Annotated in this window: 17 protein-coding genes; 7 read left to right on the forward strand and 10 right to left on the reverse strand. The window is 57.6% G+C overall.

Going from position 1 to position 20,950, the window contains the following annotated elements:
- Positions 1-4: 4 nt before the first annotated feature.
- The 5 genes from T9A_RS04970 to rpmH all read right to left on the reverse strand — a co-directional run bounded on the left by T9A_RS04970 (position 5) and on the right by rpmH (position 5,691).
- Positions 5-1,612, reverse strand: a complete 1,608-nt coding sequence (locus T9A_RS04970; protein ID WP_156964833.1) for a hypothetical protein — start codon at positions 1,610-1,612, stop codon at positions 5-7.
- A gap of 284 nt (positions 1,613-1,896) precedes the next feature.
- On the reverse strand, positions 1,897-3,279 hold the full coding sequence (gene mnmE / locus T9A_RS04975) for a tRNA uridine-5-carboxymethylaminomethyl(34) synthesis GTPase MnmE (protein ID WP_035246250.1): 1,383 nt from the start codon (positions 3,277-3,279) through the stop codon (positions 1,897-1,899).
- Between the two features lie 96 nt (positions 3,280-3,375).
- Positions 3,376-5,112, reverse strand: coding sequence for a membrane protein insertase YidC (gene yidC / locus T9A_RS04980; RefSeq protein ID WP_035245687.1), 1,737 nt, complete (start codon positions 5,110-5,112; stop codon positions 3,376-3,378).
- Between the two features lie 40 nt (positions 5,113-5,152).
- Positions 5,153-5,518: a ribonuclease P protein component gene (gene rnpA / locus T9A_RS04985; RefSeq protein ID WP_035245689.1), complete on the reverse strand. Its 366-nt coding sequence runs from the start codon at positions 5,516-5,518 to the stop codon at positions 5,153-5,155.
- 38 nt (positions 5,519-5,556) lie between these two features.
- Positions 5,557-5,691 (reverse strand): 50S ribosomal protein L34, encoded by a 135-nt coding sequence (gene rpmH / locus T9A_RS04990; protein ID WP_011590025.1) that lies wholly within the window; start codon positions 5,689-5,691, stop codon positions 5,557-5,559.
- 607 nt (positions 5,692-6,298) lie between these two features.
- Between rpmH and dnaA the strand changes: the two genes are divergently transcribed.
- From dnaA to gyrB, 4 genes are all read left to right on the forward strand, one after another.
- Positions 6,299-7,708 carry a chromosomal replication initiator protein DnaA gene (dnaA, locus tag T9A_RS04995; RefSeq protein WP_035245691.1) on the forward strand — a complete coding sequence of 470 codons (1,410 nt, stop codon included), beginning with the start codon at positions 6,299-6,301 and terminating at the stop codon, positions 7,706-7,708.
- 94 nt (positions 7,709-7,802) lie between these two features.
- Positions 7,803-8,903, forward strand: a complete 1,101-nt coding sequence (gene dnaN / locus T9A_RS05000) for a DNA polymerase III subunit beta (protein ID WP_035245693.1) — start codon at positions 7,803-7,805, stop codon at positions 8,901-8,903.
- Between the two features lie 297 nt (positions 8,904-9,200).
- A complete protein-coding gene (recF, locus tag T9A_RS05005) occupies positions 9,201-10,310 on the forward strand; it encodes a DNA replication/repair protein RecF (protein WP_035245694.1) in 1,110 nt (369 codons plus the stop codon).
- 9 nt (positions 10,311-10,319) lie between these two features.
- On the forward strand, positions 10,320-12,737 hold the full coding sequence (gene gyrB, locus T9A_RS05010; protein ID WP_035245697.1) for a DNA topoisomerase (ATP-hydrolyzing) subunit B: 2,418 nt from the start codon (positions 10,320-10,322) through the stop codon (positions 12,735-12,737).
- 633 nt (positions 12,738-13,370) lie between these two features.
- Here gyrB and T9A_RS05020 read toward each other — a convergent pair.
- The 5 genes from T9A_RS05020 to glyQ form a co-directional block, all read right to left on the reverse strand.
- Entirely contained in the window at positions 13,371-13,730 is a 360-nt protein-coding gene (locus tag T9A_RS05020; RefSeq protein WP_035245701.1) for an H-NS histone family protein, read from the reverse strand.
- Positions 13,731-13,838: 108 nt separating this feature from the next.
- Complete coding sequence (locus tag T9A_RS05025; RefSeq protein WP_035245702.1) at positions 13,839-14,567, reverse strand: lysophospholipid acyltransferase family protein; 729 nt, start codon at positions 14,565-14,567, stop codon at positions 13,839-13,841.
- A 2-nt stretch (positions 14,568-14,569) separates the two neighbouring features.
- Entirely contained in the window at positions 14,570-15,112 is a 543-nt protein-coding gene (gmhB, locus tag T9A_RS05030; protein ID WP_035246251.1) for a D-glycero-beta-D-manno-heptose 1,7-bisphosphate 7-phosphatase, read from the reverse strand.
- A 205-nt stretch (positions 15,113-15,317) separates the two neighbouring features.
- Complete coding sequence (glyS, locus tag T9A_RS05035) at positions 15,318-17,390, reverse strand: glycine--tRNA ligase subunit beta (protein WP_035245705.1); 2,073 nt, start codon at positions 17,388-17,390, stop codon at positions 15,318-15,320.
- Positions 17,390-18,382: a glycine--tRNA ligase subunit alpha gene (gene glyQ / locus T9A_RS05040; RefSeq protein WP_035245707.1), complete on the reverse strand. Its 993-nt coding sequence runs from the start codon at positions 18,380-18,382 to the stop codon at positions 17,390-17,392. Before glyQ ends, glyS begins: the two co-directional genes overlap by 1 nt.
- Before the next feature lie 196 nt (positions 18,383-18,578).
- Here glyQ and T9A_RS05045 point away from each other — a divergent pair, with 196 nt between their 5' ends.
- The 3 genes from T9A_RS05045 (at position 18,579) to T9A_RS05055 (ending at position 20,941) form a co-directional block, all read left to right on the forward strand.
- Positions 18,579-19,301, forward strand: a complete 723-nt coding sequence (locus T9A_RS05045; RefSeq protein WP_052042498.1) for a helix-turn-helix transcriptional regulator — start codon at positions 18,579-18,581, stop codon at positions 19,299-19,301.
- Positions 19,270-19,833 (forward strand): DNA-3-methyladenine glycosylase I, encoded by a 564-nt coding sequence (locus tag T9A_RS05050; RefSeq protein WP_035245708.1) that lies wholly within the window; start codon positions 19,270-19,272, stop codon positions 19,831-19,833. Before T9A_RS05045 ends, T9A_RS05050 begins: the two co-directional genes overlap by 32 nt.
- Positions 19,834-20,209: 376 nt before the next feature.
- Positions 20,210-20,941: a glutamine amidotransferase gene (locus tag T9A_RS05055; RefSeq protein ID WP_035245710.1), complete on the forward strand. Its 732-nt coding sequence runs from the start codon at positions 20,210-20,212 to the stop codon at positions 20,939-20,941.
- The last annotated feature ends 9 nt before the right edge of the window (positions 20,942-20,950 follow it).

Consider the following 20,950-nt stretch of genomic DNA (forward strand, 5'->3'; position numbering starts at 1 on the left):
TTCTCTAATTCCCTGCACCATAGCTGGTAAATTTCATGTAATTCACCTGTAAACCTTCTGCTCTGGCATCTCCAAGGTTTGCAACACCAGTACGAATAACGGGAAGGGTGTTGGTACCGGGAACCCCCAACAACGTTGATGGGTTCATCTTGTTCACCGTGGTGTAATCAGACCCGGCACTGATGTTGTAGCTGCCTCCATAGCCACATTGGTAATCACTCCCGCTATTAGCGGTACAATTAACTGCCTGACGATAATAGCGATCCGCAACACCTCCGGAGCCTCCACGCGGGGCATAATCACCACAGTTGCTTCCCCCCGGGCAGGAGTACTGATCCTGTCCTGGCCGAACATCCACCGCCGTGATCATGTAAGCGAACGCATCAAAGTCATCGCAGCTTTCACACTTGCGAAAGAAGATGCCGTCATCGGTATCGTTGTAGGTATTGCGATTTGGAGAAACCGTTGTCGATACCGCTGGACAACCAACCCCACGACAGGGATACCAGTCCCCCCAACGTGAGTAGCCATGGGTAACAAAGTAGGAATCATCCACCGCATGAGAAGGCGTTGCGCCAGGGGTGTTGCTCAATAACGCTGCCCGGGCAGTGATATAGCCGGCATCCGCACTGTCCGGTACGGCCAGCGAGTAGAAATGATCATGAACCGCTGTATGGGTAGGGACATCGGGTAGACGCGGAATTTCCAGAATGAAATTACCGTCCTGAGACGGCACCGTATCCAGGGTCAGCGCCTGATAGTAAAGCTGTCCCAGCGGAACATAGGCATCCACATTTTTGAAATGCAGACCTTCGAGGGCATCAAACCTCACCGGTTGCCCCACCACATCGCTGGCGCCCGGACCATCATGCTGTGCTGCAGAAAACCGGAAGTCGCCCTGCAGGCGACTGTGGTAAAGGATGGCAAAGGTTTCGTTACCCGGTTGGGTAAACTGGAAAAGGCGGAAGGCTGAATTGGCCGCATTACCGCGAATGATGGTCTGGGTTTTCAGCAAATCCCCGGTACCGACGGCCAGGTTGTCATTATTACCGGAGCGACCTACTTCCAGTTCTCCCCAAAAGGAAAAGGTGTATTCCGGCTGGGCACTGGGCGCCAGATATTCATAGATGGTGCTGTCCGGGTTATTGGGATCACTGTTGACGACGGTGCCATCGTAGCTGACCCCGCGGGGCGAAAATGCGCGCAACAGGTACGGGTTATCATGGGGCGCAAAGTCACTGATCAGTCCACCACGAGGGCAGCCGAGGCTTGAGGCATCACAGGGCGTGCCGAAATTGCCGCCGCTTTCATCCCAGTGAAATCCCCCGGTACCCGCACCGGAAATGTTCACGCCATACCAGCGCAGGTCCCCCCGTTGCAACGTGGTGCTGCCTACCGGATCCGAGCCTACCTGCTCGAAATAACTGGTGGGCTTGATCAGCCAGCGAAAATCCTCGAAGCCGATAGCCAGGCCCGTGCCGGTCACCTGAGACAGGCTTTCTTCATCCAGGGATTCCAGTGCAGCCTTACCCACCATGGGGCCAGCCGCGAGGACAACCAGCAAAACACGGAATAACCTGATGCAGTGTCTGTATTTGGGTCTGGTGAGCATGCTCACCTCATTGCGTTGTTATTGTTTTATGTACAGCCGTTCACTTTTGTGACCGGCTAGTCACAAACAAACCTAGCGCAATAACTATGCAACTCAATGCTTAAAACAAAACAATATGTTTACCAGACAGATAGGCTTTTGATTTGAAAGGGCTTCGCCACTTATTTCTGTGATGAGCGGTTTGGTCAGGAATGGGGGATATTTGGCCAACCGGGAAGGTTGTGGGTAACTATTGCGGACGGGAGAGTGCTCCGCCCTGAATCCACGGCGGCTATGGCTCTTTCTTATTTACCAATACAGAAGGAGGAAAAGATACGCCCCAGCAGATCATCGGCAGTAAAGGCACCGGTAATTTCTTCCAGGGCTTTTTGAGCGGCGCGCAGGTCTTCGGCCAGCAGTTCGCCGGCGGCATGGCCGTGCAGTTGCTGCTCCCCTGTGTCCAGGGCGGCCAGGGCTTGCTCCAGAGCAGTGATGTGGCGGCGGCGGGCGGAGAACCGGCTCTGCCCTTCGCCCTGGCCCGCACCTTTAAACCCCGCAGCGGCTTTCAGGTGATCGCGCAGATCAGGGAGTCCATCACCGGTGGTGGCAGAGATCACGAAACAGTCGCTATCAAGGGGGCCAGTGGCCATACCGGACAAATCTGCCTTGTTGAGCACCACGGTGACCGGCAGATCCAGGTTTTCCAGTTGTTGCTGACTCTGCGGCAACAAGCTGTGGATATCTTGTGGATTAACCTCACCCTCACGGGAATCCACCATCACCAGCAAACGGTCCGCTTTTCTCATTTCTGCGTAGGCGCGGCGAATCCCCTCCTGCTCCACAACGTCAGCGCTGTCACGCAGGCCGGCGGTGTCGATCAGGTTAAGCGGCATACCATCGAGCTGGATGGATTCGCGCAACACATCCCGGGTAGTGCCAGCGATATCTGTGACGATGGCGGCATCGAAACCCGCCAGGGCATTCATCAGCGAAGACTTGCCCGCATTGGGTTTACCGGCGATTACCAGAGTCATGCCCTCGCGGACCAGGCGGCCCTGGTTGGCTTCATCCAGTACCCGCAGGCACTGCGCTCGCAGTTCGCGCAGATCGCCGGCCACCTTGCCGTCGGAAAGAAAGTCGATCTCCTCTTCCGGGAAATCGATCGCTGCTTCCACATAGATACGCAGGCCGATCAGGTCTTCCACCAGGCGATTCACTTCGTCGGAGAACACCCCCTGCAGGGAATGTAGAGCGGCACGGGCCGAGGCGCTGGTACCTGCGTCAATCAGATCGGCAATGGCCTCGGCCTGGGTCAGATCCATCTTGTCATTGAGGAACGCCCGCTGGGAAAACTCCCCGGCACGGGCCTGGCGGGCGCCGGCGGCAATGCAGGCCGCCACCAGCATATCCAGGATCACCGGACCGCCGTGGCCTTGTAGCTCCACCACATCTTCGCCGGTAAAGGAATGGGGGGCGGGAAAGGCAATCACCAGCCCCTCATCGATAACCTCGCCACCCGCACCCCGGAATCTGGCGAAATGCGCCATTCTCGGGGTCAGTGAGCGATCACAAACAATCTTGCCCGCGATACCTTCAGCGTCAGGCCCTGACAGACGCACCACGCCAACACCACCTCGCCCGGGCGCAGTGGCAATCGCAACAATGGTGTCCTGGGCTGTATTCGACATGAAGTGATTCTGAAAGGCCGGAAAAGGAGCATCAGCATAAAACAAAACCGGCCGGGAAATCCCGGCCGGCTTGTAAAGAATAGCGGGTTGAGCCCGTTATCCCTCGTTTTCGATCTTGCGGGTGATTACCCACTGCTGGGCAATGGAGAGAATGTTGTTGGTCAGCCAGTACAGCACCAGACCGGCAGGGAACCACAACATGAACACGGAGAACACCACCGGCATCCACTTCATCACCTGGGCCTGCATGGGGTCGGCCGGGGTCGGATTGAGGCGGGTCTGCAGGAACATGGAGGCGCCCATCAGGATCGGCAGGACGAAGTACGGATCCATTACTGACAGATCGTTGATCCACAGGAAGAAAGGTGCCTGACGCAGCTCCACGGATTCCAGCAACACATAGTAAAGAGCGATAAACACCGGCATCTGAACCAACATCGGCAGACAACCACCAAGCGGGTTGATCTTTTCGCGCTGGAACAACTTCATGGTTTCCATTTGCGCTTTCTGCTTGTCGTTCTTGTTCTGCTCCTTGATGCGCTGCATTTCCGGCGCCACCTTGCGCATTTTCGCCATGGAGCGATAACTGGTGGCGCTGAGCTTGAAGAAGATCGCCTTGATAATGAGCGTGAGCAGGATAATGGCAACACCCCAGTTACCGACGCCCATACCAATATCGATATCCATGCCGAACACGGACACTTCACCACTTTGCAGGAATACCAGCAGGGCGAAGATGGGCTGGGAGATAAACCACAACCAGCCGTAATCCACAGTCATATTCAGACCGGGGCTAATTGCCTCCAGCTTGTCCTGCTGCTTGGGCCCGGCATAGAACTCGGCGTAAAGCACCTTCTCTTCGCCTGGTGCCACCTTGAGGGTAGGAGACACAAACCGCAGCAGGTACTGACCGCGTTTTTCCAGGTGCACGCTGGAGTAATGGTTCTTCTGCTGGGCATCAGGCACCCAGGCAGTCACAAAATAGTGCTGCGCCATGGCCAGCCAGCCGCCCTGGACCGTCAGGTCCAGCGGGTTTTCTGACATGTCTTCAAAATCGAGTTTGTTGTAAGGCTTTTCACTGTCCCAGTAGGCACCCCCCAGATAGGTGGGCATGGGGATAAAGCCACTGTTGGACAGACCAGGATCTTCGCTGCCATCACGCTTGATCTGGCCATACAAGGCACCGGACCACTCGCTGTTGCCCTGGTTACGGACAATATGGCTAACGCGCACCAGGTAGCTGCCGCGTTCAAAGGTGAAACGCTTGACCAGCTCGGCGCCATTATCCTGACGCAAGGTCAGGTCCACGTTCAGTTCCTGGGTGCCTTCATCCAGCTGGTAGCTCTGTTTGGCTGCACTCCATAGTGGACGGCCGGCGCTGGAATCGGTGCCGTTCTTGCCAATCAGGCCACTCTGAGCCACATAGGTGCGGCTGGCATCCTGCTCAAGCAACACGAAGGGTTGGTCCGGGGTATCCACATGATGGGGGAACTCAGGCAGCGCCAGGCGAACGATATCACCGCCTTGGGGATCGATTTCCACTCTCAACACATCGGTGTTAACTCGAATGCGTTGCTGGCTAGCTGTGGTTTCCGTGGATTCGGAAGAAGGGGCTTCAACCCGCTCTGACGGTGCAGAGGGAATACCGTTATCCACCTCATCTGCCTGAGGGGAAGGCAGGTCGAGTCCGTCGCCATTGCCTTGCGCGCTCTGCGCAACCTCCTCAACGGGGGCTGGCTGGGTCGGGTTGGCATAATCCTGTTGCCAGGCCTGAATCATCAGGTAGGAAACGATGGCAATGCCGGTAATTACAAGGGCGCGCTGGATTTCCATAACAGACTATTCTGTGGCGAGAAAAACGGGCCGCAGTTTCTCAAGCTTGCCCGCACTTAGCAAGCAGCTTGTCGAATAGCTTGCCAAGCTGGTCGGTGACTTCTGCCGGGTCCGGATGATCCACTCGTCCGCGAACCAGCAAAATAATGTCCAGACCTGCCAGTTTATCCTGCCTCAATCGGAACTGTTCCCGGGCTCTGCGTTTGACGCAACCACGGTCAACGGCACGTTTGGCACGCTTGCGACCAATCACCAGTCCCAACCGGGGCAGAGCCTGCTGGTTGGGACAGGCCAATAGCAAAAACGCCGCATTCCCCACCTTCCATTTGGAGTGGTCGAATACGGTCTGATATTGGGGTCCGGTGAGAAGTCTGTGCTGGCGGGTAAAAGCCCGGGTTATTGGCACTGTTACCTCAGCCAGGAGGGCAGAGTAAAACGGTTGGCTCAGGCAGCCAACCGCTTACGACCCTTGGCACGACGAGCGGCCAGGATTTTGCGACCGTTTTTGGTCGCCATGCGAGCACGGAAACCGTGGGCACGTTTGCGCTTGAGTACGCTGGGCTGAAATGTGCGTTTCATGGTGTCTTCCCCATGGAATGAGACAGCAATTGGAAGGCCGGCAAGTCTAGGGAAAGCGAAATCCTCTGTCAATCAGCTTTTCAGGCAAGTTCAAGACGCGCTGGAGAGAACTGTTAATAGAACTTAAATATTTAAATGTTTTTTGTAGTAGTAGTTATTATAGGGGAAAGCACTTTTTGTGGATAAGCGTGAAATCCCTATTTATATCATTAGGTTGCGCCGTTAATAACTTGCGTACCATTGTGTGTAAGTACTGGGGATGAACGGGGGACGACCTGTCATTAAATGTGGGTATAAGTTGTACCTCCAGTTGTCCACCGGGTTGTACCTGCATTCCCGCACAGGGTTATGGTCCTAGTTATCCACAGAAATAAAGCCGGAAAAATCCCGGCTGCCCTGTGGATAGTTATCGCTCTGAGGGGGTAGAATGACGGGCTCGATTCCGGTTCTTTGACCGAATTTTCATTCAGTTCATAAAAGACGATTCAGGGCCCAAGAGTGCCGCTGGACTGTGATTTCTGTCGCGGTCGGGTCCCTTGTTCTTCCTCTTTTTGCCTTCGTGTAGAGAGAGGGGCGCAGTATCGTTCCAGGATAATAAGGCGTGTGCGTGTCTGAAGAGCTCTGGCAACGCTGCCTGACTCGACTCGAGGATGAGTTGCCGTCACAGCAGTACAATATGTGGATTCGGCCATTACAGGTGGCTGCATCTGCGGATGGCGCCGAGCTGACGCTGTTTGCACCCAATCGGTTTGTGGTTGACTGGGTTCGTGACAAGTACATGGATCGCATCGGCGAGGTACTGGGCGAGCTGCAAAGTGGCGCGCTGCCCCAGTTGCGGCTGGAGGTGGGATCCAGCCGGATGCCCGCTCCGTCTGCCCAGTCGTCCTCTCCTGCCCCTGCCAGCCCCGCTACGCCATCTTCCGGTCATATGCGCACACCGGAGCTGGCGGAGAGCAAACCGCAGCCTACGGAGCTGGGAGGCGCCCGCAAGCATCGCAGTAATCTCAACACCGGGTTCACCTTTGCCACCTTTGTGGAGGGCAAGTCCAACCGCATGGCGGCGGCGGCGGCCCAGCAGGTGGCTGAGAACCCGGCCAGCCACGGCTACAACCCCCTGCTGTTGTACGGGGGCGTGGGCCTGGGTAAGACCCACTTGATGCATGCGGTGGGCAACGAGTTGCTGCGACGCAACCCCAACGCCAAGGTGGTCTATCTACACAGTGAGCGTTTTGTCGCGGATATGATCTCGGCCCTGCGCAACAAGACCATCAATGAGTTCAAGCGCTTCTACCGGTCAGTGGATGCGCTGCTGATTGATGATATTCAATTCTTTGCAGGTAAAGAGCAGTCCCAGGAAGAGTTCTTCCACACCTTCAATGCGCTGCTGGAAAATGGCCAGCAGATCATTCTCACCTGTGACAAGTTTCCCAAGGAAGTGGATGGTCTCGAGGAGCGGCTCAAGAGTCGGTTCGGCTGGGGGTTGTCCCAGCCCATGGAGCCACCGGAGCTGGAAACCCGGGTAGCGATCCTGAAAAAGAAGGCGGAAGAAGCCAAGGTGGATCTGCCCAATGACGCGGCCTTCTTTATCGCGCAACGAATCCGTTCTAATGTACGGGAACTGGAAGGGGCGTTGCGCCGGGTGATCGCCCATGTGCGTTTCACTGGTGCTCAGATAGATATCGGCCTGATCAAAGAAGCGCTAAAGGATCTGATTGCCCTGCAGGCGCGACAGATCAGCATCGACAATATTCAGCGTGTGGTGGCCGAGTACTACAAGATCAAGATCAATGATCTACTCTCTCCACGACGGACCCGCTCGGTGGCGAGACCGCGGCAGGTGGCCATGGCGTTGTCCAAGGAACTGACCAGCCATAGTCTGCCGGAGATCGGTGAAAATTTTGGTGGCCGTGATCACACCACCGTGTTGCATGCCTGTCGTAAGGTGTTGCAGCTGCGGGAATCCAATCCGGAAATCGAGGAAGATTACCAGAGCCTGTTACGGACGCTGACGTCCTGACGGGGAACCCCGGCCCGGTGGCCGGCTCTGTGCATCATATGTAAAGGAAGGGCCTGGGAGCCTCTGGCCCAAATAACCAGAACGGGAAAGCGCGATGAAATTCTCAATCAATAGAGAACAACTGCTCAAGCCCCTGCAACAGGTGGCTGCAGTGGTGGAAAAACGGCAAACCCTGCCGGTGCTGTCCAATGTCCTGCTGGAGGTGGGTGACGGGCAGCTTTCCATGACAGGCACCGATCTGGAACTGGAGCTGGTGGCTCGCCTGCCACTGGAAGGGGAGCATCAGGCCGGGGAAACCACGGTACCGGCACGCAAGCTGGTGGACATTGCCAAGAGTCTGCCGGCGGAAGCCGACATCCGTTTCGAGGTGGATGGCGAGCGCATGCTGGTTCGTTCAGGTCGCAGCCGTTTCACTCTCTCCACCCTGCCCGCGTCCGAGTTTCCCAATCTGGAAGAAGATGCTGCCGGTTCCAGCCTGGATATCCAGCCCGGCGTATTGCGCAGCCTGATCGACCGTACTGCCTTTTCCATGGCCCAGCAGGACGTGCGCTATTACCTCAATGGCATGCTGTTCGAGCTCAAGCCGGGCCGTCTGCGTGCCGTGGCCACCGATGGCCACCGCCTTGCCCTGTGCGATGCGGAGCTGGATGTGCCGGTAGAAGAAGCCTCGGTGATCCTGCCACGCAAAGGGGTGATGGAGCTGTCCCGTATTCTGGGTGATGCCGGCGAAAATGCCCGCCTGACCGTGGGTCGCAACCATGTCCGTATTGTGGTGGGCGCGATTACGTTTACCTCCAAACTGGTTGATGGCAAGTTCCCCGAGTACGACCGGGTGATTCCCAAGGAAGGCTCGCGCACCATCATTGCCGACCGGGAAACCCTGCGCCAGGCCCTGGCCCGGGTAGCGATTCTGTCCAATGAGAAATACCGGGGTGTGCGGGTTCAGTTGTCCGAAGGCAGCCTGCGTATCGTGGCCAACAACCCGGAGCAGGAAGAAGCGGAAGAAGAAGTGTCCGTAGACTTCAATGGGCAGCCCCTGGAGATTGGTTTCAATGTGAGCTACCTGCTGGACGTGCTCAACACCATGGCAGGGACCCAGGCAGAGCTGGAGATGGGCGACAGCAACAGCAGCGCCCTGGTGCTGGATCCTGAGAGCAAGGCAGCCCTGTATGTGGTCATGCCCATGCGGCTCTGATCAGCAGCCCCTGCTCCTCCCCAATACCCGGCCACCGCGCCGGGTATTTTTTTGCCCGGCATCAGCCGGCTGCGGTAAAGGTATCGTTACCACAGAGCGCTCAGGGGTGAGATCCTTTGCGAAGCAGCACGGCGCCCTTTTGGTCGGAAATGGGGTTTCCTGAGTGAGCTCGGTGTCCTCTGTGGTGGAAACAGGTGTTAGCATCATCGCCCCTGCCCTCTCCCTGAGCTACAATCGGTGCAGTCATTTCTTGCTGCTGCGGCGGCTTCCCTGGTTGTTGTGGGTGGATTCCTTTCTATGTTGAGCCGTCTCCAGCTTGGAGATTTTCGCAATTACCGCCAGTTGGATATTGCCCTCTCCCCTTCCCTCAATGTGATTCTTGGTGATAACGGCAGCGGCAAGACCAGCCTGCTGGAAGCCATCTATTTCATTGGTAGCGGGGGGCGGTCATTCCGTGGCGGCAGGTTGTCCCGGCTGGTCCGCGACGGTGCGCCCGCGGCCACCCTTTATGCGGAAGTATCCGCAGGCGAGAAGATCCACCGTTTGGGCGTGCGCCGGACTCCGGGTGGGATCGATGCCATCAAGCTCAACGGGGAAACCCCCAGGGCCCTTAGTGAGGTGGCGGGTCTTCTGCCTGTTCTGGCTTTGCATCCCACGTCGGTAGAGCTGGTGTTTGGGGCTTCAGCCCTGCGCCGGCGGTTTATGGACTGGGGAATGTTCCACGTGGAACATGAATTTATGCCGGTATGGCGCACGGCTTCTGCGGCCCTGAAGCAGAGAAACGCCCTACTCCGTACCGGGCGTCCGAACCCCCGTGAACTGGGGTTTTGGGACCAGCAACTGGCGCAGACTTCTGATAGAATCGAAGGGTTGCGTCGTAGCTATCTACAAGCCTTGCAGTCAGGCCTGGATGCGGTGTTGTCTCATCTTGCGCCGGAGTTGAAAATTCGGGTGCATCTACAGACGGGACTACAAAAAGACGAGAGCTATGCGGATGCCCTGGCTCGCCTCCGTCCTGACGATATCCGACGTGGGTTCAGTCAGGCAGGGTATCACCGCAGCGATATTCGTATCGAAACCCGGGGAGTGGTGGCGCGAGATCGCCTTTCCCGGGGCCAGGCCAAGCTGGTTGCCTATGGTCTGGTGCTGGCTCAGTTGCCGTTGATCAGCCAGGTAGGGAAAGTTTGTACCCTGCTGGTGGATGATCTGGCTGCTGAGCTGGACGAAGAACACCGTAATCAGATGCTGGGGTATCTGGCTTCCACTGGCCACCAGACCCTGATTACCGCACTGGATCAGCCCCAATGGGAGGCTGTGGTGCAGCAGAATAAAGCGTTACGGGCGATCGAGAGCAAAATGTTCCACGTGGAACATGGCCAACTTCGGCCCCTCACCGGGAGTGAATAAGGAAATACCATGGCGGAGAAAAATTACGATTCATCCAGCATCAAGGTGCTGAAAGGGTTGGACGCCGTTCGCAAGCGCCCTGGCATGTACATCGGGGATACGGATGATGGCACTGGCCTGCACCATATGGTCTTCGAGGTGGTGGATAACTCCATCGACGAGGCGTTGGCTGGTCACTGTTCCGAGATCAAGGTGGTTATCCACCCGGATGAATCCGTGTCCGTCCAGGACGATGGCCGGGGTATTCCCGTGGATATGCATGAAGAAGAAGGCATGTCCGCCGCCGAAGTGATCATGACCGTGCTCCATGCCGGTGGTAAATTTGACGACAACAGCTACAAGGTGTCCGGCGGCCTCCATGGTGTGGGCGTTTCCGTAGTGAATGCCCTCTCCGAAGAGCTGAAGCTGACCATTCGTCGTAATGGCCAGGTCCACGAGCAGCTCTACCGCCACGGTGTACCGGCTATGCCTCTGGAAGTGGTAGGCAATACCGACAGCAGCGGGACGGCCATTCACTTCCGCCCTTCTCCGGAAACGTTTACCAATATCAAGTTTCACTATGACATTCTGGCCAAGCGCCTGCGGGAACTGAGCTTCCTGAACTCCGGGGTGCGTATCCACCTGCTGGATGAGCGCAATGGCGAAGAGGATGTGTTCGAGTATGACGGCGGTTTGAGTGCCTTCGTCAGCTACTTGAACCAAAACAAGACGCCCCTGAACCAGGTGTTCCACTTCCAGTTCGACCGGGAAGAAGATGGCATTGCTGTGGAAGTGGCCATGCAGTGGAACGATTCCTACCAGGAGAACCTGTTCTGCTTTACCAATAACATTCCCCAGCGGGATGGTGGTACTCACTTGGCGGGTTTCCGCGCGGCTCTCACCCGTACTCTGAATAGCTACATGGAGAAGGAAGGGCTGCTCAAGAAGGAAAAGGCTAACCCTACCGGTGATGACGCTCGTGAAGGCCTCACCGCGGTGATTTCCGTGAAGGTGCCGGATCCCAAGTTTTCCAGCCAAACCAAAGACAAGCTCGTCTCGTCCGAAGTGAAAAGTGCGGTCGAGCAGACCATGGGTGAGCTGTTCCAGGATTATCTGCTGGAAAATCCTCAGGAAGCCAGGGCCATTTCCTCGAAGATCATTGATGCTGCTCGCGCCCGGGATGCGGCGCGCAAGGCGCGGGAAATGACCCGTCGTAAGGGTGCCCTGGATATTGCCGGTCTGCCGGGCAAACTGGCGGACTGCCAGCAGAAAGACCCTGCCCTCTCCGAACTCTATATTGTGGAGGGTGATTCTGCGGGGGGCTCTGCCAAACAGGGCCGTGACCGCAAGAATCAAGCGATCCTGCCGTTGAAGGGCAAGATCCTCAATGTGGAAAAGGCGCGTTTCGACAAGATGCTTTCTTCCCAGGAAGTGGGCACCCTGATCACCGCTCTTGGCTGTGGCATCGGCCGCGACGAATACAATGTGGAAAAGCTCCGCTATCACCGCATCATCATCATGACGGATGCTGACGTGGATGGTTCCCACATCCGTACCCTGCTGTTGACGTTCTTCTTCCGCCAGATGCCCGAGCTGATCGAGCGGGGCTATATCTATATTGCCCAGCCGCCGCTCTACAAGGTGAAGAAAGGCAAGCAGGAGACCTATCTGAAGGATGATCCGGCCATGGAGGAGTACCTGACCACCCTGGCTCTGGAAAAAACCGCCCTGTATCCGGGTGACGATGCGCCGCCAATCAGCGGGGAGCCTCTGGCCAACCTGATTGCCGAATATCGCAACGTCATGAAGATTGTCGATCGCCAGTCCCGGGTGTTCCCCAAGGAAGTGCTGGAGCAGATGATCTATATGCCTTCGGTCAGCGAAGAAGGTTTGAAGGACCAGGCGGGCATGGAAGACTGGTGCCAGGTGCTGGGCAAACGGGTAGACGCCATTACCGATGCCACCCAGACCTTTACCATCACCGCCGCTCGAGACGAGGAACGTGGCTTGTACCTGCCACGTGTGCAAGTGCTTGCTCACGGTGTACCCCGCGAGTATCGCGTAACCCTGGATTTCCTGCAGTCGCCGGATTATCAGAAGATCAAGGCACTGGGGGAAACCCTGGAAGGCTTGCTGGCCGCTGATGCCTATATCCAGCGTGGCGAAACCCAGCGCCCCATCCGCCACTTTGCCGACGCCCTGGAGTGGCTGATGATTCAGGCCCGCCGCGGCACCAGCTTCCAGCGCTACAAGGGGCTGGGGGAAATGAACGCGGAGCAGCTGTGGGAAACCACCATGGACCCGGAAAGCCGGCGTATGCTGCAGGTCACCATCGAGGACGCCATCGCCGCAGACCAGATCTTTACCTGCCTGATGGGTGACGATGTGGATCCGCGTCGGAAGTTTATCGAGTCCAATGCGCTGCAGGTCTCCAATCTGGATGTCTGATAACGAGTCGTTTTGATCGCAACAAAAAGGGGCCGTTTGGCCCTTTTTTGTTGCTGCCCTCCTCTCTTCCCCTTCTGCCCGTTGCTGTTCCGTTATTCCTGGCGTTGCCAGCAATCGTAAAAGCTGCTCTGAACATTATTCAATTTGTAACTATGTACGTTTAGTTTGTAAGTGTGGCTGGCGCAGTACCAGCTGAAAGGGCGTTCATGAGGGTCAGTGCCCTGGTAGCCGTACAAGGATGTTGTGAATTATCCGGACTCTTTTGCCCGGACTATCCGCTGCTATGTGGCGGCAATGCGAGGACCCGTAAAACCTCTCTGGTGATTAGGGATTCAAGGAGTCGCATGGTGAAAAAGGAAAGGGATTGCCGCGGCCGGCAGCGCCGCAGGGAAAAGCGGAGTGTCGGGATACAGCTGTTACGGCAGTTACCTTTGACGGGTATCGCTGGCTTGCTGCTATTGGCAATGGTGACGGTATTGATTCCGGCTTGTCAGGGGCTCAAGCCATCGGTTGGGCAGGAAGGCACATTGCCGCATAACTGGTTACCAGCGGCGCTAAGGGGGTAATAAGCGCATAAAAAAAGCGAACCCTGACGGTTCGCTTTTTTGTCGCGTGGTGCATAAACGTTGTCGCTTACTCGACCGCGAAATCTTCCAGCTTGGCGCCCTTCTCCAGTGCGCCTTGCAGCCACAACGGACGTTTGCCGCGGCCGGTCCAGGTGTTGCTACTATCGTTCGGATCGCGGTATTTCACCTTGGCCGGACGACGCACACCGGTTTTCTTCTTGGCGGCTTTCTTGCGGGTGGCTTTCTTATTGCCGGCGGTATCCTTCAGCAATGCTTCCGGAGAGACGCCCAGATCCTTGGCCATTTTCTCAAGTACCGCCTGAGCATTCTTCAGCTCTGCCTTGCGCTTCTTGTCCAGTGCGGTTTCCGCTTGCTTGATCAGTTTTTCCAGTTCATCAACGGAAAGTTCATCAAGATTAATGCTCATTGAGTAGCCCTTGTTATCGATGATTAACAGCGGCACAAACTCTAGTTATTTTACCGGGGAAAGGCAATTAAACTCGTGGCAGGTGGACAATAAAAAACGATTTTAAAATTATTGAGGGTAATGCTGGCGAATCCAGTTATTGGCTTCTTCGGTAATTTGTTTTGCCTTTTTGCCGTCACTGTCAATTGGTGGACTGATGCGCAGGGTAATCGTACCGGGTAAACGCATCCAGGAACGCGCTGGCCAGCAATTGCCACTGTTATGGCTGATGGCCACAACCGGGACGCCAGCCTGACAGGCCAGCATGGAGCCACCATGATTGAACTTTCCCAAGGTGCCTGGTGCCTGGCGAGTGCCCTCCGGATAAATCACCACGGGGATACCATCGTGCAGCCGTTGCTTGCCTTGCTGCAGTACGGATTTTAGTGCGGCACTGCCATTGCTACGATTGATGGTAATCGGTTTGAGCAGGGCCAGACCCCAGCCGAAGAACGGGAGCCACAGCAACTCGCGTTTGAGCACGGTGGCCTGTGGTCTGATCAGCAGTTGCATATAAAAGGTTTCGAAACTGCTCTGGTGATTGGCGAGAACCACGAAAGCCCCGGCAGGCAGGTTCTCACGTCCTTCCACTTGAATGCGTACGCCGTTAAGCCGTTGCAGCAACCACATGGCAAAGCCGGTCCACAGATTGACGAAATTATAGCGGCGGCGGTAGGGAAGGAAGGGGCCAATCAGTACGCAGAAAACACTGTGGATAATGCCGGCCAGGTTATACAGCACAAAAAACAGAACGCTGCGGATTTTGATGGGCAGCGAATAATGCGTGTGCTGGGTCATGCCTAATCCTTCAAAATATGATCCGTAAAATCCGCCAGGGAGTCGTATACATCGACATGGCCCAGCGCAGTCGGCAAGCCCTTGTCCTGTGTCTTTGCTCCCTTTCCGGTTAATACCAGTACAGGTTGGCAACCACGGGCTACCCCGGCTTCCAGGTCTCGTAGGCTATCACCAATCAGGGGTGCGCCGGTGACATCGCCATACTCGGTAACAATCTGGTCGATCAGGCCGGGAGCGGGCTTGCGGCAGTCGCAACCATCGTCCGGCCCGTGGGGGCAATAAAACACCTTGCCCATCTCGCCGCCCGCTGCACGGACCAGTTCGCCCATCCGTTCATGCATGGCATCCAGTGTTGCCACATCAAAGTAGCCCCGGGCAATACCGGACTGGTTGGTAGCCACCACCACGGTATAGCCTGCCCGGCTGAGACGGGCGATGGCGTCAATGCTGCCCGGTAATGGAATCCACTCGTCCAGGGTCTTGATATAGGCGTCGGAGTCTTCGTTGATGACACCGTCACGGTCGAGGATGATGAGTTTGTTCATGGATTCTTGCCCAATACCAATCATGTCCGTAGGAGCCATGCTCGCATGGCGAAAGGGTTACAGGTTACCAGCACGCTAGCGGAAAACGGGAAAGCCTTTCGCCATGCAAGCATAGCTCCTACAGCGGGTTTCGCTTCGCGTTCAAATCACAAAGGCCGCTGGAAAGCGGCCCTGTGTTTTTGCGTGCTTGCGTGCAAGCGCCAATTTATTCCTGCAGCAGACTGATATCCGCCACATTCAGGAACAGGTCGCGCAGGAACGCCAACAGTGCCAGACGGTTGTTGCGCACGGCTTCGTCTTCCGCCATCACCATGACGGTGTCGAAGAAGGCGTCCACCGGCTCACGAAGTTCGGCGAGCATTTCCAGTACGCCCTGATAGTCGCCTTTTTCCAGCAACGGTTCGGACTGCTCGTAGCTGGCCACCACCAGATTGGTGAGGGTCTGCTCGGCCTCGTCTTCCAGCAGGGCGCCGTCGATTTCCTCCGGCGGTGCCTGGTCCAGCTTGGCGAGGATATTGGACACCCGCTTGTTGGCAGCGGCCAGGGCCTGGGCTTCTTCCCGTGGCTGGAAGGCGGCGACTGCTTTCACCCGGCGATCGAAATCCAGCGGTTTGCGGCAGGCATCGTCGATAGCCAGCACCGACAGGATCACCGGGGTGGCAATGCCCTGCTCCTGGTAGATAGCCCGGTAGCGACCCTTGATAAACTCGAACGCCTCGGCAGCCTCGGCGCGGTTGATGCGCAGCTCAAGCTGGTCACCGGCTTTCTCCAGCAGATGCTGCAGGTCCAGATCCAGCTGGTTTTCGATGATGATACGCAACACACCCAGGGTAGCCCGACGCAGGGCGTAGGGGTCCTTGGTACCGCTGGGCTTCTGGCCGATGCCGAAGATGCCCACCAGGGTGTCGATCTTGTCGGCCAGAGACACGGCCATACCGGTCTTGCTCTGCGGCAGCTTGTCGCCGGCGAAGCGTGGCAGGTACTGCTCGTAGAGGGCCTGGGCCACCTCTTCCGGCTGACCTTCCTGACGCGCCAGATAGAAACCCATGATGCCCTGCATGGTGTCGAACTCACCGACCATCTCGCTGTTCAGGTCAGCTTTGCTCAGCTCGCCGGCCAGCGTTGCCTGCTCGGCATCGCCACCGATCTGTTCGGCGATAATGGCTGCCAGTGCGCCAATCCGTGCGCACTTGTCGGCCACGGTGCCCAGCTGTTGCTGGAACACCACATTGGCCAGACCCTTGCCATGCTGGGCCAGGGTTTTCTTGCAGTCGTTGTCGTAAAAGAAGGCCGCATCCGCCAGACGGGGACGAATTACCTTCTCGTTGCCATGGATCACCTGTTGAGGATCCTTGGACTGGATATTGCTGATGGTGATGAAGCGCGGCATCAGCTTGCCGTTGGCATCGAGAACCGAAAAATATTTCTGGTGCTCTTCCATCGCGCTGATCAGGGCTTCCTGGGGCACGCGCAGGAAGTCGTCGTCGAAGCTACCCATCAGCGCCAGTGGCCATTCCACCAGGGCGGTGACTTCATTGAGCAGATCCGGGTCGATCTGCGCGGTACCACCGGCTTCCTTGCCGGCGGCGATGGCCTGTTCTTCAATCATCGCCTTGCGGCGAGCGAAGTCGGCGATCACATGACCGTCTTTTTCCATGCGCTCGGCGTAGTCGCTGGCGGTAGCCAGCTCGATGGCGCCGGGGGCATGGAAACGGTGGCCGTAACTGGTGCGCCCGGCGTGCAGATCCAGCAGCTCGAAGGGCACCACCTCATCACCGAACAGGGCCACCAGCCAGTGGGCCGGACGAACGAACTGTACCTTGCGTTTTCCCCAGCGCATGCGCTTGGGGATCGGCAGCTTCTGTACCGCCTGGGCAAAGAAGTCGGGAATCAATTCAGCGGCGGGTTTGCCCTTCTCGGTGATCTGCGCCACCAGGCGCTCCCCTTTGCCGGTGTCCTGACGACCCAGCTGGTCCACGGTTAATCCCAGAGAGGACGCAAACCCTTGCGCGGCCTTGGTGGGGTTACCGTCCTTGTCGAAGGCGGCCTGCACGGCCGGGCCCTGGCGTTCGATATCCCGATCGGCCTGCTTGTCATCCAGACCTCGCACCAGCACAGCCAGACGGCGCGGGGCGGCAAAGCTTTCTACCTCACCGTGGTTGAGGCCGGCTTCATCCAGTTGGCGAACAAATTCTTCCGTCAGCGCCGCACTCAGAGTGGGCAGCGCCTTGGGGGGCAGTTCTTCGGTGCCCAGTTCAATCAGCAAATCCCGGGACATTATTGCTTCCCCTTCTTTTTGGCGGCCTGCTTTGCGGCCTTTTCATCCTGCTTTTTCAATTCCGTTTCTACTTCCTCGCGGATGCTGGCATCCGCCATGGGGAAGCCAAGCGAACGCCGCTTGTCGAAGTAGGCCTGGGCGACGGCCCGGGCCAGGGTGCGCACACGCAGAATAAAGCGCTGACGTTCGGTGACGGAGATGGCCTTGCGGGCATCCAGCAGGTTGAAGGTATGGGAGGCTTTCAGCACATACTCATAGGCGGGCAACGGCAGGCCGGCCTCGATCAGTTTGGTGGATTCGCCCTCGAACAGGTCGAACTGCTTGAACAGTTCATCCACGTTGGCGTGTTCGAAGTTGAACGTGGACATCTCGATTTCGTTCTGCAGGAACACGTCACCGTAGGTGACCTTGCCGAACGGGCCGTCGGACCAGACCAGGTCGTAGACCGAATCCACGCCCTGGATATACATGGCCAGACGTTCCAGACCATAGGTGATCTCGCCGGTGACCGGGTAGCAGTCGATGCCGCCCACCTGCTGGAAGTAGGTGAACTGGGTGACTTCCATACCGTTGAGCCACACTTCCCAACCCAGACCCCAGGCACCCAGAGTGGGTGATTCCCAGTTGTCTTCCACGAAGCGGATATCGTGGACCAGCGGATCAAACCCCAGCATCCGCAGGGAACCCAGATACAGCTCCTGAATATTGTCCGGGGACGGTTTCAGTACCACCTGGAACTGGTAATAGTGCTGCAGCCGGTTGGGGTTTTCCCCGTAGCGGCCGTCGGTGGGCCGGCGGGAAGGCTGCACGTAGGCACTGTTCCAGTTTTCCGGGCCGATGGCGCGCAGGAAGGTGGAGGGGTGAAAGGTACCCGCGCCCACTTCCATATCCAGGGGCTGTACGACCACGCACCCCTGTTCGGCCCAGTACTGTTGCAGGGCCAGAATCAGGCCCTGGAAGGTCAAAATATCCGTCTGCGGTTGTTCCGCCATGCTGAATCCTGTTGTTCGAGTTCGATTGCCGCGAAAGGCGCCAAGTATACCGGGCCGACCGGGCCGGTGATACCGCTGGCCGGACGACTACTGACAGCAGGGTGTCAGGAGTGAACCGGTAGAATGACGCACCAGGCCGGCTCGGGTAATGTCGATGGCCAGAGTGGCATAACCAGTGCGATAACAGGGAAAGAGCATGCGACGCGCGGAACGCTTGTTTCAGATCGTGCAGATTATCGGTGCCAGCCAGTGGACTACCGCCCAGACATTGGCGCAGCGATTGGCGGTATCGGAACGGACTATCTATCGGGATATTGATCACCTTTCTGCCAGTAGCGTGCCCATCTATTCCCAGGCGGGTAAAGGCTATGCGTTGCTGGAGGGCTATCAGCTGCCGCCGTTAATGTTCAGCGTGGAAGAATGGCAGGCCTTGCTTACCGGCCTGGCCATGGCGCAGGGCTGGGCGGGCCGGCGCCAGGCGCAAGCCCTGCGGGCGGTACAGGAAAAGCTGGCCATGGCGGTGCCGGCCCAGTTACGCGCCATGACGCCACCGGTGAGCGCCCCGCCGCTACCGGAGCGGCGCATGCTGGGCGCCATGCTCGATCCGTTGCAGCAGGCCATCGCCGAACGGGCCAAGGTACGCCTGCATTACCGGGATCTGCAGGATCAACATAGCCGGCGAGTGATCTGGCCTCTGGGACTATACTTCTGGGGCCACTGCTGGACCCTGGCGGGCTGGTGTGAACTGCGCGGCGCCTTCCGCCATTTTCGGGTGGATCGCATCGTTATCCTGCAGACCCTGGAAGACAGCTACCCGGTACGTGCGGGCCAGACCCTGGCCGATTACCAAGCGTCTTTTGACTGTGCAACAACGGAAGAGAAAAGTGATGAACGACCGCTGTCCCTGGTGCGGGGATGACCCGCTCTACCAGCACTACCACGACCATGAATGGGGGGTTCCCGAATACGATGATCGGGCCCTGTTCGAATGCCTGAACCTGGAAGGTGCCCAGGCCGGCCTGAGCTGGATTACCGTGCTGCGCAAGCGTGAGCACTATCGTAAGGTATTCGACGGTTTCGACGCGGAAAAGATCGTTCGCTATGACGACCGCAAGGTAGCCGCCCTGCTCCAGGATGCGGGGATTATTCGCAACCGTCTGAAAGTGGCTGCCACCATCGGCAACGCCCGGTCCTATCTGGCCCTGCGTGATGAAGGCCTGACGCTGAGTGATTTTCTCTGGGACTTTGTCGATGGTAGCCCGCAGATCAATCACTTCCGCACCTTGAAGGAGGTGCCCGCCTCTACCCCGGTGGCCGAGGCCATGAGCAAGGCCCTGAAAAAACGCGGCTTCAAATTTGTCGGCCCCACCATCGTCTATGCCTTTATGCAGGCCACCGGCATGGTCAACGATCACCTCACCACCTGCCCGCGGCATCGGGACCTCCGATAGCGCCCTCCAGCCGTGACGCGTCGCGATAGACTGTTTCGAAGCCGCTGTAGGAACGTAGCGTAGCGGAGTAACGCACGTAGTTTCGTGCGGCCCGGAGGGTGAGCGAAGTGAATACTCCTCTTGGGGGGCGAACCGAGCGTAGCGAGGCAATATGGCAAGGCGGGTCGGCAATGGAGCCTGCCTTGCTCTGATATTCCTGATCGCCCTGCGGGCGATTTCCACGCTGACGCGTGGTTCGCCCCTCAAGAGGAGCTCCTACAGGGGCGTCGTAGAAAGTGTGGCGGTGTTCAAGACGCTGGTTATCGCGCCTGAAAAGTTGGTACAGCCCTTGCTCTATATAAGGAAAACCAGACAAGGACAGTACGGTGGACAGGCCATGAATCACAGCAAACCCATTGCCATCATCAAGACCGGCAGCACCTTCCCGCAGATCAGCGCCCACTACGGTGACTTCGAGGCCTGGATACACCAGGGACTGGGGGCGGCCACCGGTGTCATGGTGATTGATGCGGAACAGGGAGGGCCGTTTCCTGCTCTGAGCGAGCTGGCGGGTGTGGTCATTGCTGGTTCCCACGCCATGGTCACCGATCAGGCGCCATGGATGCGGACATTGATGCGCTGGTTATACACCCTGGTCCACGAGGCGGTGCAGATGCCGGTTTTGGGGCTGTGTTTTGGCCACCAGCTGTTGGCTCGCACCCTGGGTGGCGAAGTAGCGGATAACCCCATGGGTCTGGAAGTAGGCACGGTTGCCCTGCGATTGACTGGCGCCGGTCGACAGGATGCCCTGTTAGGCGCCATTACCGGACACCCGTGGGCACAAGTGGTGCACCGTCAGTCAGTACTGACTCCGCCGCCCGGCGCCATGGTCCTGGCCAGCAACGGCCACGACGCCTGCCAGGCCTTCCGCTACGGAGACCGGGTCTGGGGGGTGCAGTTTCATCCGGAATTCAGCGCCGATGTGATGCGCGCCTACCTGCAGGCCTTGCGTGGTGAGGGACTCACCCAGCAACAAGTGGATAGTCATCTGCCGGAAGTGCGCGAATGCGATGATGCCCGCACCATCCTGAATCGCTTTGCCCTGCTCACGGCAGCGCAGGTGGCGTAACCAACCTAT

Source organism: Alcanivorax jadensis T9 (assembly GCF_000756655.1).
In the GTDB taxonomy this organism is placed as follows: domain Bacteria; phylum Pseudomonadota; class Gammaproteobacteria; order Pseudomonadales; family Alcanivoracaceae; genus Alcanivorax; species Alcanivorax jadensis.